14 protein-coding genes, 1 tRNA gene and 1 pseudogene are annotated in these 15,251 nt (G+C 58.4%); 5 read left to right on the top strand and 11 right to left on the bottom strand.

Annotated features, from left to right (window positions below):
* The first annotated feature begins 173 nt into the window (after positions 1-173).
* A tRNA-Arg gene (locus KDX39_RS19275) sits at positions 174-250 on the top strand.
* Between the two features lie 193 nt (positions 251-443).
* Here KDX39_RS19275 and KDX39_RS19270 read toward each other — a convergent pair.
* The 3 genes and pseudogenes from KDX39_RS19270 to KDX39_RS19260 all read right to left on the bottom strand — a co-directional run.
* Positions 444-804: pseudogene (locus KDX39_RS19270) on the bottom strand (isochorismatase family protein); the annotation flags it as partial.
* A gap of 180 nt (positions 805-984) precedes the next feature.
* The gene (locus tag KDX39_RS19265) at positions 985-1,443 is read right to left on the bottom strand and encodes a thiol-disulfide oxidoreductase DCC family protein (RefSeq protein ID WP_231661465.1); all 459 of its coding nucleotides are present in this window, start codon (positions 1,441-1,443) and stop codon (positions 985-987) included.
* Positions 1,444-1,589: 146 nt separating this feature from the next.
* A complete protein-coding gene (locus KDX39_RS19260) occupies positions 1,590-2,189 on the bottom strand; it encodes a TetR/AcrR family transcriptional regulator (RefSeq protein WP_231661464.1) in 600 nt (199 codons plus the stop codon).
* Positions 2,190-2,309: 120 nt separating this feature from the next.
* On the opposite strand from KDX39_RS19260, the gene KDX39_RS19255 reads away from it, so the two are divergent.
* Positions 2,310-3,188, top strand: coding sequence for an alpha/beta hydrolase (locus tag KDX39_RS19255; RefSeq protein WP_414813209.1), 879 nt, complete (start codon positions 2,310-2,312; stop codon positions 3,186-3,188).
* Between the two features lie 61 nt (positions 3,189-3,249).
* Here the strand turns inward: KDX39_RS19255 and KDX39_RS19250 are convergent, their stop codons facing one another.
* Positions 3,250-4,176 (bottom strand): alpha/beta hydrolase, encoded by a 927-nt coding sequence (locus KDX39_RS19250; protein ID WP_231661463.1) that lies wholly within the window; start codon positions 4,174-4,176, stop codon positions 3,250-3,252.
* A 118-nt stretch (positions 4,177-4,294) separates the two neighbouring features.
* Here KDX39_RS19250 and KDX39_RS19245 point away from each other — a divergent pair, with 118 nt between their 5' ends.
* Positions 4,295-5,227 (top strand): LysR family transcriptional regulator, encoded by a 933-nt coding sequence (locus KDX39_RS19245; RefSeq protein ID WP_231661462.1) that lies wholly within the window; start codon positions 4,295-4,297, stop codon positions 5,225-5,227.
* A gap of 20 nt (positions 5,228-5,247) precedes the next feature.
* Here the strand turns inward: KDX39_RS19245 and KDX39_RS19240 are convergent, their stop codons facing one another.
* Complete coding sequence (locus tag KDX39_RS19240; RefSeq protein ID WP_231661461.1) at positions 5,248-5,868, bottom strand: TetR/AcrR family transcriptional regulator; 621 nt, start codon at positions 5,866-5,868, stop codon at positions 5,248-5,250.
* Between the two features lie 143 nt (positions 5,869-6,011).
* On the opposite strand from KDX39_RS19240, the gene KDX39_RS19235 reads away from it, so the two are divergent.
* A complete protein-coding gene (locus KDX39_RS19235) occupies positions 6,012-6,452 on the top strand; it encodes a hotdog fold domain-containing protein (protein WP_099229135.1) in 441 nt (146 codons plus the stop codon).
* 50 nt (positions 6,453-6,502) lie between these two features.
* Here KDX39_RS19235 and KDX39_RS19230 read toward each other — a convergent pair whose 3' ends face one another.
* From KDX39_RS19230 to KDX39_RS19205, 6 genes are all read right to left on the bottom strand, one after another.
* Positions 6,503-8,356 carry an ABC transporter ATP-binding protein gene (locus KDX39_RS19230; RefSeq protein ID WP_231661460.1) on the bottom strand — a complete coding sequence of 618 codons (1,854 nt, stop codon included), beginning with the start codon at positions 8,354-8,356 and terminating at the stop codon, positions 6,503-6,505.
* Between the two features lie 259 nt (positions 8,357-8,615).
* Positions 8,616-10,322, bottom strand: a complete 1,707-nt coding sequence (locus KDX39_RS19225) for an amidase (protein WP_231661459.1) — start codon at positions 10,320-10,322, stop codon at positions 8,616-8,618.
* Between the two features lie 55 nt (positions 10,323-10,377).
* The gene (locus tag KDX39_RS19220; protein ID WP_210042983.1) at positions 10,378-11,355 is read right to left on the bottom strand and encodes an endonuclease; all 978 of its coding nucleotides are present in this window, start codon (positions 11,353-11,355) and stop codon (positions 10,378-10,380) included.
* Between the two features lie 337 nt (positions 11,356-11,692).
* Positions 11,693-13,750, bottom strand: a complete 2,058-nt coding sequence (locus KDX39_RS19215; RefSeq protein ID WP_231661458.1) for a TonB-dependent receptor — start codon at positions 13,748-13,750, stop codon at positions 11,693-11,695.
* A gap of 81 nt (positions 13,751-13,831) precedes the next feature.
* Complete coding sequence (locus KDX39_RS19210; protein WP_231661457.1) at positions 13,832-14,230, bottom strand: DUF2946 family protein; 399 nt, start codon at positions 14,228-14,230, stop codon at positions 13,832-13,834.
* Between the two features lie 90 nt (positions 14,231-14,320).
* Complete coding sequence (locus tag KDX39_RS19205; RefSeq protein ID WP_231661456.1) at positions 14,321-14,731, bottom strand: DoxX family protein; 411 nt, start codon at positions 14,729-14,731, stop codon at positions 14,321-14,323.
* Positions 14,732-14,869: 138 nt separating this feature from the next.
* On the opposite strand from KDX39_RS19205, the gene KDX39_RS19200 reads away from it, so the two are divergent.
* The gene (locus KDX39_RS19200) at positions 14,870-15,217 is read left to right on the top strand and encodes a winged helix-turn-helix transcriptional regulator (protein WP_442964563.1); all 348 of its coding nucleotides are present in this window, start codon (positions 14,870-14,872) and stop codon (positions 15,215-15,217) included.
* Positions 15,218-15,251 lie beyond the last annotated feature (34 nt).

Here is a 15,251-nt window from a genome sequence, read left to right as displayed (position 1 = left end):
TTTTGCAATGATGGCTTTTTGGGGTAGTGCAAAATGCATGACCGGCCTGAGTAGGGCATGTCCTGCGGATCGTGACTACGCCGCTGGCGGGCAATGACGACATGACAAAACCGCTTCAGATCGTTAAGATGCTCGCCGTCCTCGCTGGCACCAATCGGTGTGCTGGCACCAGTGTCTCAGTAGCTCAATTGGATAGAGCATCCCCCTCCTAAGGGGAAGGTTGCAGGTTCGAACCCCGCCTGGGACACCATATTATTCAGGCCTTTCCGCTATCGTCTGCAACGGCTCAAAATGTCATGAGCGCATGGCGGCTGCAGTAGCGAAATCAGCTATGTTGTTTGCTGCAGCCTCACTACTTCGTAGAAGTGCGCTTTTGGGAGGGTCGTCAAGCCACAACGCTGCTACCGCTGTTCTCTTTCGACGAGAGCCAGCGGTTTGCTGGATCAGCGTGCAGCCAACGCAGCATAACTGTTCATCAAGTTCCGATAGCTCGGAATACGCTGCGACAACAGATAGCCCAAACCTTCGATATCGTTGCGCCAGTCACGCTGCAACTCACACGCCACCGAGAACCAGTTCATCATCTGCGCGCCGGCCTGGGTCATGCGGTTCCAGGCGGCCTGCTGCACAGCCGTGTTGAACGTGCCGGAAGAGTCAGTCCACCACGAACACATCAAAGCCTTCAGCCAGCGTCGACAATGTCGGGAACGCCACGCAAACGTCCGTCACCACACCGGCAATGATCAGTTGCTTGCGGCCAGTGGCCTTGATCGCCTTGACGAAGTCTTCGTTGTCCCAGGCGTTGGTCATGGTGGAATCCTTTTTCGAGGTGGTGAGTGGCTGTCTTTTCAACGTGTGGCTAGATTAATGTCCATCTGAACGTTGAAAAAGCATTCGAAAAAGGTTTTTCTGTCAACCTGAAAGAGACAATTACAATGCGTGAAGGGTTAGTGCTGAACTTGACCGATGACAGTTAGCAAGGCACTAGTTTTTATCAGGTGGTCGCTGATCAAGTGAAACACTGTCTGTTTCGGGAAGGGCGCAGCTGTTGTTCCGGCAGCGGGCGCTGCCATCAGGATGAGGCAGCCATGCCAGATGCGGGCGCCAGCGGCAGAAGAGCCGATAGGCCACGTTGAACAGCGGCCTGAATAAACGCCACGACAACGGTGCAGCCCAGACGCCGAGGCCCGCTGCTCGCCAGCTCCAGAGCGTTGCGTCCAGGCCTGTCACCCACGTCCCGTCGTCAAACCTGGCGTGGAGGGCTGATTCCATTTGTTCGAGTGTGTATCCCGTGGCCTGGGGATCAAAGGCTTCATCACTGATATCGACGAAATGAAGGCGATCAGGTGCAGCACGCGCACGCAGGATTTTGACTTCGCGCGCGCAGAGTGGGCATTCACCGTCAAAGTAGAGCGTCAGAGGCCACTTTATGTTCTCGTACATCGATGAGTGTCCCGTAGCGGCTTAGGTGGCGTTCTCAGCTTCAGAACAGATTCAGGCAACTCGGTTCCGTCAGGACCCGCAAGCGTCAGGTCGCGGGCTGTTGCTGTGTTGCAATCCATAGCCATTCGTTTCTATGCACCCATCAATCACGGTGCCAGCAATATTGAGGTCATCGGCTTGAATACGACTTCAGGCGGAATGTTGGACATCTCTTCCGGTTTTCTGTCTATCGCCAACGAGGCGTAGCCATGAGCCGTGCTCCAGGCAAGCAGGGTACGTTGTTCGAGCAGTGCCGGATCAGGCTCCGCACCATTCAGCGTGATCCATGCCGTGCGAATCGACTGTCGAAGCTGTTGAAGTGCGGCTTCGCCGGATTTCAGAAGTCTGGGCAATGAGCGGGTGGCGCCATCGCCGCCCAACATCAGTCGGAAGTGATGCGGGTAGGTGGTCGCAAACTTCACGTACCCAAGCCCGGCGCCCATCATAGGGTCTTTTATTTCGCTCTGAACGGCGCTGATGATTTCTATCAGGCGCTCATAGCCGTCGGCAGCCACTTCGGAAAGCAGATTATCCATCGAGCCAAAATGATGGGCGGGTGCCGAGTGGGAAACATTGGCTCGTCGTGCGCATTCACGCAGCGAAAGCCCCCGCACTCCCGATTCTCCAACGATGTCCCACGCCGCCTGACGTATGACAGCAGCCAGGTTTCCATGATGGTAGGCGCGGGTCGTTTCTGATTTCGGCATAGGGCATTTCCCCGGTTATTAAAATAAAAGTTATCCGGCATTCTCCTCTGGTTATCTTGTCACTGACAAGATGCGCTGTTTTAATCCCGTCAGATCACCTGATCTGCACGAGGAGTTGCCGTGAAAAAGCTCAGCAGAAAAATCCGTATGTTGACCCAGCTGTTTCTCTTGAGGCTAGCCAGTCAGGTGTTACCAGGCCCTACCGGAAAATACCTCGCCCGGCGATTCATCACGCCGCAGGCTGCTGAACGTTCGAAGGCCGCATCAGCCCTGAATGCGTCATCGGGCGTGCGTACCGAGACCCTGACGTTGGCCGGTATCAATATAACGACCTACCAATGGGGTGATCCTTCACGTGAGCCTTATGTGCTGCTCGCGCATGGCTGGTCAAGTTACGCGTTGCGTTTCGCCGAATGGATTCCGATGCTGCGATCAATGGGTTATGCAGTGGTCGGCTTCGATCAACCTGCTCATGGAGCAAGCAGCGGAAAAACCAATCATTTGCCGTTGTTCGTCGAGATGATTCAGCAGGTGGGACGCCATTTCGGAAAACCGGCAGTCTTCATCGGACATTCCATGGGCGCCTCTGCCGTGGTTTTTGCTCAGGATGAGGAATGGTGCCCAGAGCGCTTTGTGCTCATCGCGCCATTCGTGGCGATTTCAGAGAATGCCACTCGGCAGTTTGAGACCGCAGGAATCTCGCCCAAGGCATTCACTTCGTTTGAAGCGTACCTGTACTCGGTGACGGGTCGCCGGTTCGCTGAGTATGAAGGCGCTTTGCGTTTGCCCTTGATGAAAGGCCCTGCGCTGATCATCCATGATCGAAATGACCGCGAGACGCCATGGGAGAAGGGGGCCCGGTTTGCAAAGCTTTGGCCGGGCGCGCGGCTCTTCACGACTGAAGGGTTGGGGCACAATCGCTTGCTTGATCATCCTTCGGTTATCAATGAGGTGATGAACTTTATCAAGCCAGAAACCATTAACGGCCAGGTGGATTGAATAGCCGTTCGGACAGTGTGAAGGCTGCGGCAACCGACAAGCCGCCGCAGTCTGACGCGACTCAGCGGCTGGCTTCAGCCAGGCCCGTCTCGATAAAGCGTACAGAGCTCTCCATTGCCTGCTGACCTTCGGGCAAGATGGCGGCGTAGAAATGCCAGGCATGGAACATCGCAGGCCACACTTCCAGGTTCACACGAACGCGGTTGTCCGCCAGGTGAGTGGCAAGGCGCATCGCGTCACTCAGCATCAATTCGTTCTCGCCGATCTGCACCAGAATGGGTGGAAGCCCAGTGACATCGGCGAAAACCGGCGAGGCCAGCGGGTGGTTGGCAAGCGTGTCGCCCAAAAACGTTCTGGCCAGTATGTCCAGCACCGACTTGGCGTTCAACGGGTCCAGACCTTCTCGATTGCTCATGGAAGCGCCGGTGTGTTCGAGGTTTGCCCACGGCGAGATTGAAGAGCCCACCGCCGGTAACGGCAGCCCTTTGGATTTGGCCGCCACCATCACGCTCACCACCATCGCTCCGCCTGCCGACTCGCCTGAAAAGGCGATCCTGTTGGCCGGGATTTTCTGCTCAAGCAGCCACTCGTAGGCGCGCAGTGTGTCGTCGATGGATGCCGGGAATGTGTGTTCCGGTGCAAGGCGGTAGTCCGGCATGTAAACGCGAGCGCCGAGCATTTTTGCGTAGTTGCCGCCGATGCCGTGGTAGCCGTCCGGACGCCCGACAATGTAGGCGCCGCCGTGGATGTACATCACTACTGCGTCGGTTTTGATCTCGTCCGGCGTGACCAGTGTGCCCGGCACGCCGCCCATGTCGACCGCTTCGAACCTGACGCCGGCAGGCGCTGGATTCTGCGCGAGCATTGTTGCGTAGGCGTCGCGGATGTCGCTCATTTTTGTGGTGGTATCCAGTCCCTTCAAGACGGGTACCAGATCGCTCAGGCTGTTGGCCCAGGTTTGTACGGCGGCTTCGACTTTCGTATTCATAGATATCTCGATTGGAGTGGGTAGCGAATTAGCTAATTGAGATATTATTCGTGTCATTGGGGAATAGGGTTCCCTATACAGGGTGCTGCAGAGCCCTAGCCCGAGCGCTGGATACCGAATGGAAATTCACAACCTGAACGACATCGCCGCTTTCGTGAGCTCGGTAAATGCCGGGAGCTTTACCGCTGCGGCCAGGCAACTGGGGCTTACGCGTTCGGCTGTCGGCAAATCGATTGTCAGGCTGGAAGCTCGATTGCAGGTGCGTCTGCTCAACCGGACAACCCGCAGCCTGAGCCTGACGGACGACGGTCAGGTTCTTTACGAGCGGTGTGTGGGCATCCTTCAGGATCTGGACGATGTCGAGGACGCACTGGCGTTTCGTCGTTCGACACCCAGTGGCCGATTGCGCATGAGCCTTCCGGTTGCGCTGGGCAGGCTCCACGTTCTCCCTCACATTGAGCGCTGTCTGAAGGACTGGCCTTCGCTAAGCGTCGACGCGACGTTTTCCGACCGGCTGGTAGACCTCATCGACGAAGGGTTTGATCTGGCAATGCGGATCGGTCCGCCCAAAGAAGATTCCCGGCTGCTGACGCGCACAGTGGCGTATCAACAGATGATCACCTGCGCTTCACCGCGCTATCTCGCCGAACATCCAGAACCTCGGACGCCCGAAGGGCTGTCTGCGCACGAGTGCCTGCATTTCGTCAGCGGGGGCAGATTGTTGCCGTGGCATTTCCGGGTAGACGGTCAGACGGTCGCCTTCACGCAGGGCGGACGGCTACAGATGGACAGCGCTGAAGCGCTGCACCAGTCTGCGTTGGCAGGTTTGGGCATCACGACGCTGCCGTCGTACGTGGTAAGCCAGGATCTGCGCAGCGGCAAGCTCGTTCGAGTGCTCGCACACTACGCCGAGGCCGCAGAGCCCATCCGTATCATCTACCCCAGCAAGCGACACCTTTCACCCAAGATCCGGTTGTTTATCGACAGGCTGGTGGAGGCGTGGTCGCCGTGTGCTCCGTGGGAAGAGGCTCGAAATGAGGGGCTGGTTTGAACGTTGTATTCTAAATTTGGTTACCAAATTGCACTCACCCCCCGCCACGCCGCCTCCGCCAACGCCTCCCTGTAAACTTCCGGCCCGCGCTTCACCCGCCCGGAAAGCCAGGCCCTGCAGTAACTTTCCGCGGCACCTATCACCAGCGACGGCATCAATTCAAACGGCAGATCAAGCAATGCCTCCCGACGCCCCGGCTCGGTAAACCATTCTTTCAATTTCGCATTCCTCGCCCGGTTCGCTTCTTCAAGCTGTTCACCAAAGCCGCTTTTGGCCACGGCAAAACGCGCCTGATACTGGAAGCGCGCCCAGTCCGGTTGGCTGACGACCCAGTCCACGTAGCTGTTGACCATGGCGTAAACCCATTCTCTGGTGGTGCTGACGTCGCTGAGACAGTGGTCGCGAAGCTTGGCCTGGTCTTCGAGGGCGGCCATGTAGAGCGCGGCGACGAGGCCTTCCTTGTTTTCGAAGTGGTGATAGATGGCTCCAACGCTCATTTCGCTTGCGGCGCGGATGGTGTCGATGGTGGTGGCTTCCACGCCGTGTTCGTTGAACAGGGCTAGGGCGCAGCGGAGGATGTGTTTTTTGGACTCGGAGCGACGGCCGGGGTAGCAGCGGTCAAGGAGGTCGGCAGGTTCCATTCTTCGGTCCAGGCAAAAGAGGGGATGGTAAAGGATGTGGCGGTCTGGCACGAGTGATTGACAGGCATTGAGATTACAGAATAGTGTTCCGTAACAGAATAATATTCTGTAAATCCAGTCACGATAAAAACCAGGGGCCTCCCATGAGTCAGACTCTCAGCATGTACCAAAGCGTCGGCGCGTCAGCGTTCAGCAATATGGCCTGCCAGATGGCGCCGTATTTCAGCACCATTACGCCTGAAATTTCGGTTCTGGCACCGGGCCGTGCCGAGGTCAATGTGCCGTTTCGCAAGGAGATCACCAACCACCTGGCATCGGTTCATGCCATTGCGCTGTGCAACGCGGCCGAGTTGGCGGGGGGAATGATGACCGAGGTGTCGATACCGGCAGGCGCTCGCTGGATTCCGAAAGGCATGACGGTTGAGTATCTGGCCAAGGCCAAGACATCGATTCATGCGATTGCAGACGGCAACGAGATTGACTGGGCGTCGTCGGGTGACAAGGTGGTGCCGGTCGATATCTTCGACGAGAACGGTGTGAAGGTGTTTACCGCACGCATCACGATGAATGTGAAACTGGGCTGACCCTCAGAAAGCGTTCGCCCGCCGTTGCGGCGGGCGAACGGATTTTCAGCCTATTCCATCACCTCGGCCACACCCTGATCTTCTCCCAGAAAACCGCCGCTCTGGTGCTGCCACAACCGCGCGTAGGTGCCATTCCTTTCGAGCAGTTCGCTGTGAGTGCCTTGCTCGATGATGCGTCCGTCATCCATCACGATGAGCCGGTCCATTGCCGCAATGGTGGACAGACGATGGGCGATGGCGATGACGGTTTTGCCCTGCATCATTTCATCAAGGCTTTCCTGAATGGCCACTTCGACTTCCGAATCCAGCGCGCTGGTGGCTTCATCAAGGAGCAGAATCGGGGCGTTCTTGAGCATGACCCGCGCAATGGCGATGCGTTGGCGCTGGCCGCCCGACAGCTTGATACCGCGCTCACCCACCAGCGTGTCATAGCCGCTGTGGCCTTGCTTGTCGGTCAACTGCTTAATGAAGCCGTCGGCCTGAGCGTTGATCGCCGCCCTGCGGATATCCTCGTCGGTCGCATCCGGTCGGCCATAAGCGATGTTGTCGCGAATCGAGCGGTGCAGCAGCGACGTATCCTGCGTGACCATCCCGATTGCGCTACGCAGGCTGTCCTGAGTGACGTGCGCGATGTTCTGCCCATCGATGCGGATTTCGCCACTGTCCACGTCGTAGAAGCGCAGCAACAGGTTGATGAGTGTGGATTTCCCCGCACCGGAACGGCCCACCAGACCGATTTTCTCGCCCGGACGAATACTCAGATTCAGGCCATCGAGCACCTGACGCTCGCCGTTGTAGTTGAAGCTCACCTTGTCGAACGTCACCGCGCCGCCAGAGGTAACCAGCACGCCTGCGTCCGGTGCATCCTGAACCTTGGGACCGCGGGTCAGGGTTTCCATGCCGTCCTGCACCGTGCCGATGTTTTCGAACAGCGACGTCATTTGCCACATGATCCAGTGCGACATGCCGTTGACGCGTAGCGCCATGGCAGTGATAGCCGCCACTGCGCCCGTGCCGACTTCAGCCTGATGCCAGAGATACAGGGCGTAGCCGCCAGCACCCATGATCAGGGCGACTACCAGCGCCTGATTGACGATCTCGAACTGGCTCACCAGACGCATCTGGCGAAAGCCGGTCTGTTTGAAATCCTCCATCGCCGCGCGCGCGAAGTGCGCTTCACGTTTGGAATGGGAGAACAGCTTCACCGTCGTGATGTTGGTGTAGGCGTCCGAAACACGTCCGGTCATCGATGATCGTGCGTTGGCCTGTTCCTGGCCGACCTTTCCCAGACGGGGCACGAAATACATCATGGCCAGCCCGAACAACGCAATCCAGGCAAGGAAAGGCAGCATCAGTTTCAAGTCGAAGCCGCCCGCCAGCGCGATGATCGCAATGAAATACACCCCGATGCCGGGCGCGATCTCGATAAGGGTGAACAGCACCTCACGGACCGACAGTGCCGTCTGCATCACCTTGGTCGTGACCCGGCCGGAGAACTCGTCGGAAAAAAACGAAAGGCTTTGTCGCAGCATCAATCGGTGGAAGTCCCAGCGCAGCCGCAGCGGCAGGTTGATCGCCAGTACCTGATGCTGAACCATGGTTCTTAACGCCACCAGCCCGATGCTGACCACCAGAATGATGCCGATGCCCCACAGCACTCGACTTTCCTGCCCGCTCACCTCACCGCCAGCCTGCCAGGTCGAAAGCAGATCCACGACCTGCCCGAGGAAGGAAAACAGCCAGGCTTCGTAGATCGACACACTGGCGCCCAGTAACGCCAGCGCGAGGATGTAGCCCCGGGCGCCCCGCGTGCAGGCCCAGAGGAATTTCACCAGGCCTTCAGGCGGTGGTGGTGTCTCGTCGGGTGGGAAAGGGTCAAGCCGTTTTTCAAATGCCTGAAGCATCAGCAGTCTCCATGGGAATCAGTTAAAGCGATCCTGTCGTTGCGCTGTACGTTGAGCTTCCGGGACAAGGTGCCGCGCTCAATGATCAAAAGTGAAGCTGTGCATAAAGTCAGTCAGTAGCAGACCTGCTGCAAGAGCAGGGGTTGCACCCGGATTGGATCAGCAAAGAGATGAAGGTGCAGCGGGAGGTCTTGATGAGACGGGTTTCATGGGCATTCGCCCGCACTCGTGGCGGGCGAACAAATCCCTGATAACGGCGTCAGTTACCCAGCGGTGGCGTGCGGGGCGGAATCACGCGTTTGCTGCCCATGGCTTCAAAAGCCGAGGCAAAACGCAGCAGGTTGGAGTCGTCATACGCACGACCGGCGAACGTCAGCCCGACAGGCATGCCGATGTCGGCCATCAGGCCCATTGGCACCGTAACGGTCGGGACGCCCAGGTGGCGGATGGCGAGGTTGCCGTTGGCCACCCAGACACCGTTGCTCCAGGCGATGTCGGCGGATTCGATGTTGACGTCCGCATCGGCGGGGCCGACGTCGGCCACCGTCGGGAACAGTACAGCGTCAAGCCCGAGTTTTTCCATCCAGTCTTCGAGGTCGATGCGGCGCGTCTGTTCCAGCCCGCGTAGGCCGTCCGGCAGCGTCGGGATTTCGTTCCAGGGCGTGATGCCGCGCTCGGCCATGCGCACGTACTCGTCCATGCCTGCCGCCAGATCGTCTTCACGATTGGGCAGGGTGCCAGGATCATGCGGGAAGATTTTCGGCCCGTCGACATCGGCGAGGCGGTTCAGCGCCGGATCGCCGTTGGCGCGCAGGAAGTCATCGAATGCCCAGGCGGAAAGGTCCCACAGTTCGTGGTGCAGAAACGCTTTCGAGACCAGTCCACGGGTGAACACCGTTGGCGCGCCGGGACGATCACCTTCGCAGTTGGAGACCAGCGGGAAGTCGACGTCGATCACTTCGGCGCCTGCTGCAACCAAAGCCTGACGTGCGTCTTCCCACAGATCGATCACCGAAGGGCGGGTGACGATGCGCTGGCCGGTGGGGCCGCCAATACCGGGCTTTTCGGCGGTGCCTGCGTCAGGGTCGGCATTGATGTACATGCGCGGCACACCGAAGCGTTTGCCAGCCAGGCTTTCTGCGCCAGCACTCAATTCGGTGTAGGCGGCAGGGCGTACGGAAGCTACTGACGGAATCGGCACCCAAGGCTGCAGACGCCAAAGATCGCCGCGTGTCTCGGGGTCTTCGGCGACGATCACGTCCAGCACTTCCAGCAGGTCTGCCATGGTTCTGGCGTAGGGTACGACTACGTCCATGGTCGGCGTCAGCGGCCAGTTGCCGCGCACCGATATCACACCGCGCGAAGGGGTATAGGCGCACAGACCGTTATTGGAAGCCGGGCCGCGTCCGCTGGACCAGGTTTCCTCGGCCATGCCGAACGCTGCGAAGCTGGCGGCGGTGGCCGTGCCTGCGCCGTTGGACGAGCCGGAGGCGAAGGGCGCGGTCAGATAGCTCGCGTTGTAAGGGCTTTCGGCGCGTCCATACACGCCGCGCTGCATGCCGCCATTGGCCATCGGCGGCATGTTGGTTTTGCCCAGACAGATGGCCCCGGCGTCACGCAGGCGGCTGATGGTAAAGGCATCTTTCTGCGCGACCAGATCGGCAAAAGCCGGGCTGCCCGAGGCGGCAGTCAGACTTTTCACCAGATAGCTGTCCTTGGCGGTATAGGGAATGCCGTCGAGCGGTCCCAGTGTTTCGCCTTTCGCACGACGCGCGTCAGAGGCTTGCGCTTCGGCAAGCGCCTCGGGGTTCGGTACCACGAGGGCGTTCAGTGCGGTGGCAGTGTTCGGTCCGTCATAGGCGTCGATGCGTGCAAGGTACGCCTGAACCAGCTCGACCGCAGTGGTCTTGCCGGATTCAAGCGCCGCACGCAGCTCGGCAATGGAGACTTCTGTGACTTCGATCATGGGATTTTCACCGACGGCTTATAAGGAACGGCACTGGCGCTCGCGTTGTGTGCACTCAGGTGCAGTTTGCTGCTTTGCGATAGCCCGCCGCCCTGGCTTTGGATTCAGAGTCGAAGGATATCCGATTTTTCGACGAGACTTTATCGTAGCTCGGGCAGCCCTGAGGCAGGTGATAGATGTGACTGTTGAGGTTGCCGATGATCACGCCTGCCGAGGACGCGCGGGTCGCAGGCTTCTGCGCGTCAGGCTGCGTTTTGGTCTGCGCGGTTTTCTGCGCAATGGCGCTGACCACACCGTCGCCGACTGGCTTGTAGCCTTGGGTCCAGGTACGGGCGCGGCTCACGAACGGGTTGGCGTGCCCCATGACGGTTGCGATGCGACGGTCACGTTCCTTTTCCCACGCCGTCACCGGGTATTGCTTGTCCCAGGCCATCAACAGCTGTTGCTGTTGACGCGACATGTTCAGGTTGTACCGATCGAACATGTAAAAAGTGGTACGTGCGACCATGCCTTTCACTTCGTCACGCGGTTCGGCAACGTTCTGCTGGAAATCGACCTTGGTCTTGCACTGTCCATACTGCGGCGCTACGCCTGAGGCCATGCCGTAATTGTAATTGTTGCGGTCGCCGTTCACTTCGCCCACTGCCGGGTAAAGGTTGAACAGGTCGGCCTCCATGGCCTTGAACACCGGGTCATCGTTTTCGCAAAATTCGCGCCCGCCTTTCTGCCAGCACTGACGCTGATGGCCGAAGGTCCAGGCCGGAACAATGTGCTCCCATTCGGTACGCGCTGCGCGGTTCTCCTGTTTGCGGGCCTGCAGGCCGCAGGAACCGGCATCGATACGGCCACCTGATTTTCCGACCCAGGTCCATTTGCAGCCGCAGTACAGATCGCCCTGAGCGCTGCTGGCCTGATCGAGATAGATCTTTTGTTTGGCAACCACCTTGGCTTCGGAAAACGTTGAAGGCGGCTCTGCGAAAGCGGGGTTGATAGCGAGGAATGACAGCGTCAATACGTAAAACAGAAATTTCATGAGTCAGCATATTTCAGGTTCAGGGGCGCGCATTGTACTCATGACAGCCTGAGGGTAAACGTGCGATTCGGTTTGATTACAACCGTGCCTTGAAGCGCGCGCGATGTTCCCCAAGCGCTATTCGGGTTCCATGCATGACCATTTTTCGTCGCCGCACTTTCAGGCGTTGATCCTGCTATTGGTGTCCCGCTTGAGCAGGATCGTAGTCGATATCCCTCGCTGATCCGGTTGTGAAGTGTCGATCAATGTCAGGGCTCGAGACAGAACGGACGTTTCTCGAAGCGCTCGTTGCACACTGCGGCAACGAGCGCTTTTTATTGAACGTCTGACAGGTCCTTTAGAAGTCCAGCGTCAACCCCGCATAGATTGCACGACCATCGCCAGGCGCATGCAGCGACTGCTCAACGCCGCTGCTGGAGTCGTACCATACGTATTCGTAATATTTATTCGTGATGTTCTTCGCCTGAACATCAAGGCTCAGCTGAGGTGACAGTTGGTACGTTGCCCCGAGGTTGAGCAATACATAACTGCCGTATTTGCCGGTGCTGTTGGTTCGTTCCAGGTAGTAATCACTCTGTCCGCTGAGCCAGGTCGAGACTTCGAGTCTGGGTGTCAGCCGATAGGCCGAACCTGCGGTGTACAGATGGTGAGGGACGTGATCCATCTCCTTGCCTTCGCTGGCCGGAAGATTGGGGTTGGGTTTGAGTATTTCGGAGAACTGCCTGGAATAGGACAGCCACAGGCTGCTGGCGTCGGTGGGGTAGACATTGAGCTGCACATCCCAACCCTTGCGCAGGGTTTGCCCGACGTTTTCGGCATCGCCGACGGCATCGTTGAGCTTGCGCTGCACTTCATCCGAGGCTTTCTGCTCCCAGTACGCGATGCGTCCGTTGATCCAGTCGGCTGGCTGGAATTTGATCCCGGTTTCCCAACCATCGTTGATCGAAGGCTTCAAGTCATCGGCTTGCGTCGCCAGGCGATACGCTGCCGAGCCAACTCCTATCTGATAGCTGCGTCCCCAGTTGGCGTACAGGCTCGCCTGCTCCCAGGGTGAATAGACCACGCTGAGTTTGGGCTGACGAATCTGGCCGTAGTCGTTGACGTCGGCTCGCTCGCCTGTCAGTTCGTTGGTGTAGTCACCGTAGACCTTGTCGATGCGGTATGCCGGAATGATCTTCAATGATTTGAACGGCTCGATCACTGCCTGTACGTAAGCACCGTAGACATCGAGATCGAATTGTTGATCGCGCGTCTGCGCCACCCGCGAACGTTGCAGGGTTCTATACCTGAGGCTCTGGTTTTCCTGGCGTTGCACCTCTGCACCACCTTCCAGCGCGAAGGCATACAGATGCTCGACCTCCGGACGCCAGGTCAGGCTGCTCAGCGCGCCATATTGTGTCTCGTCGCTGTAGCGTTCCTGTTGCGAGGATGTACGCCAGTACTGGGTCCAGCGCCGGTCTTCGAAGGTGTTCACATAGGCTTTGCCGGCCAGGCTCAGGGTCTCAGTGAGCGTCGCGTCCAGATGCAGGCCGAGCTGGTTCATTTCACGCTCGCCGGTGTCAGTGGCGTTGTTGGCATAGGACTGGCGAGCATGGTCCCGTGCGTCGCGCCGGCTCAGGTAACCGGCCTCGTCGGCATCCACCTTGTAGTGGCGGGCAGTGAGCCCTGCGCGCCAGCTTTCATCGTCGGCGGTGTAGAACCATTTGCCGGAAAAGCTCATACGTTCGGCGTCGGCGTGGTTGCGGTAACCCTCGCTGCCCTGATAGCTGAACGAGTAGTTCTGGCTCCAGTTGCCTTGCTCGACGCCTTTGATCAACTGCAGCTCACGGGTGTCGAAACTGCCGTAGCGCAATCGCAATTTGCCGTCGTTGCCGCCCTGGCGGGTGTTGATGCTGGCATTGCCTGCGATGTTGTGCAGGCCGTATCGCGGGTCATTGGTGCCGCGCACCACTTCGATACTGTCGATTTCCAGCGGGAAGATCATGTCGATGAACGGCATGTTCCCGTCATTGGTATTACTCGGAATGCCATCGATCAACAACTTGACCGCATTGACTTCCCCTTCGCCATTGAACCCGCGAAACGAGAGCTTCCCGGACGTGGTGCCCTGATTGAACTGAGTCAACATGACACCCGGAACCCGACCGAACAGTTCCCAGCTGTAGTGCACCGGCTGTTTTTCCAGCAGGTCGGCGCCCAGCACATCGACTGAGCTGAGGATATTGCGGCTGGCCAGCGGGCCGTTCCGGCCTGCCGAGACGTCTACAGCTCCGAGCGTAACGACCGAGTCCGCGCTGTCGCGGGTTTCGGCAATCGCCTCGCTGAGCGGCGTGAGGGCAAACAGGCAGGACATCAAGAGGGGTGATGCAGGGTATGAGGTACGGGTTGTTTTCATGAGCGGCGTAATCCACGCAAAAAAGTGACGCTGTCCCGACGTGCACGCACAAGCGCGCCCGAGGGTTCAGGTTGGGTCAAGTCACACAGCGAGGAACGGGAGAGGAGGCGAGCGAGGGCTGACGGCGGGCCACAGGTAGCGCGGAGGCGGCTGCGCCCAGGAGCGAACGGTGATCGGTGAAATGCTTTTTGCCGGAGCCGGATTCAGCATCCAGTCGGAAACGTGGCTGGCTGTCAGTACCGTGAAAGAGGAACACACCGGGCAGGAGAGCTGGGGGAGGGCGTGCTGCTTCTGATCCGACTCACTGGAGTCCAGGCCCGCACTGCCTGACCCATCCAGCGAACAGTAACCCCCGTTCAGACCGCTGAGCGCCAGACCGCTCATTTGTCCGTGATGCAGGCCGCAGAAAAAAAGGCTCAGCAGGACGCTGGCGTACAGCGTCCATGCAATAAGCGACCTTTCATCACGGGTTATTTTCATGGGGCGCAACTCTATCACCGCCCCCGCTTTTCAAGCATTGCCCGAGTGTGGCGAATCGTCGCAACTGGTGGGTCGTGTCGGGCGTTCAGGTCATTGGCTTAACGTTGTCTGAAAGAAGCTCGACGCGGATGCGTAAGGCGATGCAAGTTGGCGAGCGTCATTTTGCGTCATGAAGGAGATCGCCAGAAACACCAGGCCCATCGCGGCCGGAATGGCACCTTTGGGTTTATGGACATTCAGGTGCGCCATGGCGGACAGGATCAGGTGATAAAAGATGCCTGCGTAGGCAAGGTCGCTGAGTGCCACGTTGAAGCGCGACAGAATCACCACAGGGCCGAGCACCTTTACCGCGATCATGAAGGGGATAAGTCCCGTTGCTGAATAGCCCAGTTCAGCCTGGGCTTCACGTACATAGGTTTGTTTCGTCACGTACATGAACGCCGACGCGAAATACAGCAGCGACAATAGGGCGGTGCTGGTCCAGTAAAGGTAGAGAGTCATAAGGTTCTCGCTATTGTTTGTATTCGACAGACGGCGAGAATGTAGACTCATATGAAAACTGACAAGTAGGATGAAATAAGGTGGATTAGTATGGGAAACCAGACCAATACCAGCGCCCATTTGAACATGCACGAAGAAATGCGCCGCGCATTCTCATTGCTGTCAGGCAAATGGAAGCTGGAAATCATGTGGCTGATCAATCAGCGTGTCTATCGCTTTGGCGAGCTGCGCAAGGCCATTCCTGGCATCACTCAGCACATGCTGACCGCGCAACTTCGCGAGCTTGAGGCAGACGGGCTGGTGACACGCACCGTGTTCGCCGAAGTGCCGCCGCGTGTGGAATATGAGATTACCGAAAAGGCGCGGGGGCTGGGGCCGACCATGGAAGCGCTGATGATCTGGTGGCAGGAACATGGTGCCAGCGTGCCGGTCAGGTCGGCCGGGCGTGGTCGTGTTGCAAGGGATTCAGGCAAGAAATCCAGCTGAGGGCACCGGATACCCTGATCAGGCAAAACAACCT

The organism is Pseudomonas sp. CDFA 610, assembly GCF_021147865.1.
Lineage (GTDB): Bacteria > Pseudomonadota > Gammaproteobacteria > Pseudomonadales > Pseudomonadaceae > Aquipseudomonas > Aquipseudomonas alliivorans.
Note: the sequence above shows the minus strand (reverse complement) of the source record. Positions and strands in the feature narration are given on the sequence as shown.

Bases quoted from the DNA above. Each gene is read 5' to 3' on its own strand.
- KDX39_RS19230 (WP_231661460.1), bottom strand. From the start codon at position 8,356: ATGCTTCAGGCATTTGAAAAACGGCTTGACCCTTTCCCACCCGACGAG.
- KDX39_RS19210 (WP_231661457.1), bottom strand. From the start codon at position 14,230: ATGAAAATAACCCGTGATGAAAGGTCGCTTATTGCATGGACGCTGTAC.
- KDX39_RS19265 (WP_231661465.1), bottom strand. From the start codon at position 1,443: ATGTACGAGAACATAAAGTGGCCTCTGACGCTCTACTTTGACGGTGAA.
- KDX39_RS19240 (WP_231661461.1), bottom strand. From the start codon at position 5,868: ATGGAACCTGCCGACCTCCTTGACCGCTGCTACCCCGGCCGTCGCTCC.
- KDX39_RS19200 (WP_442964563.1), top strand. From the start codon at position 14,870: ATGCGCCGCGCATTCTCATTGCTGTCAGGCAAATGGAAGCTGGAAATC.
- KDX39_RS19220 (WP_210042983.1), bottom strand. From the start codon at position 11,355: ATGAAATTTCTGTTTTACGTATTGACGCTGTCATTCCTCGCTATCAAC.
- KDX39_RS19235 (WP_099229135.1), top strand. From the start codon at position 6,012: ATGAGTCAGACTCTCAGCATGTACCAAAGCGTCGGCGCGTCAGCGTTC.
- KDX39_RS19225 (WP_231661459.1), bottom strand. From the start codon at position 10,322: ATGATCGAAGTCACAGAAGTCTCCATTGCCGAGCTGCGTGCGGCGCTT.
- KDX39_RS19260 (WP_231661464.1), bottom strand. From the start codon at position 2,189: ATGCCGAAATCAGAAACGACCCGCGCCTACCATCATGGAAACCTGGCT.
- KDX39_RS19245 (WP_231661462.1), top strand. From the start codon at position 4,295: ATGGAAATTCACAACCTGAACGACATCGCCGCTTTCGTGAGCTCGGTA.
- KDX39_RS19250 (WP_231661463.1), bottom strand. From the start codon at position 4,176: ATGAATACGAAAGTCGAAGCCGCCGTACAAACCTGGGCCAACAGCCTG.
- KDX39_RS19215 (WP_231661458.1), bottom strand. From the start codon at position 13,750: ATGAAAACAACCCGTACCTCATACCCTGCATCACCCCTCTTGATGTCC.
- KDX39_RS19205 (WP_231661456.1), bottom strand. From the start codon at position 14,731: ATGACTCTCTACCTTTACTGGACCAGCACCGCCCTATTGTCGCTGCTG.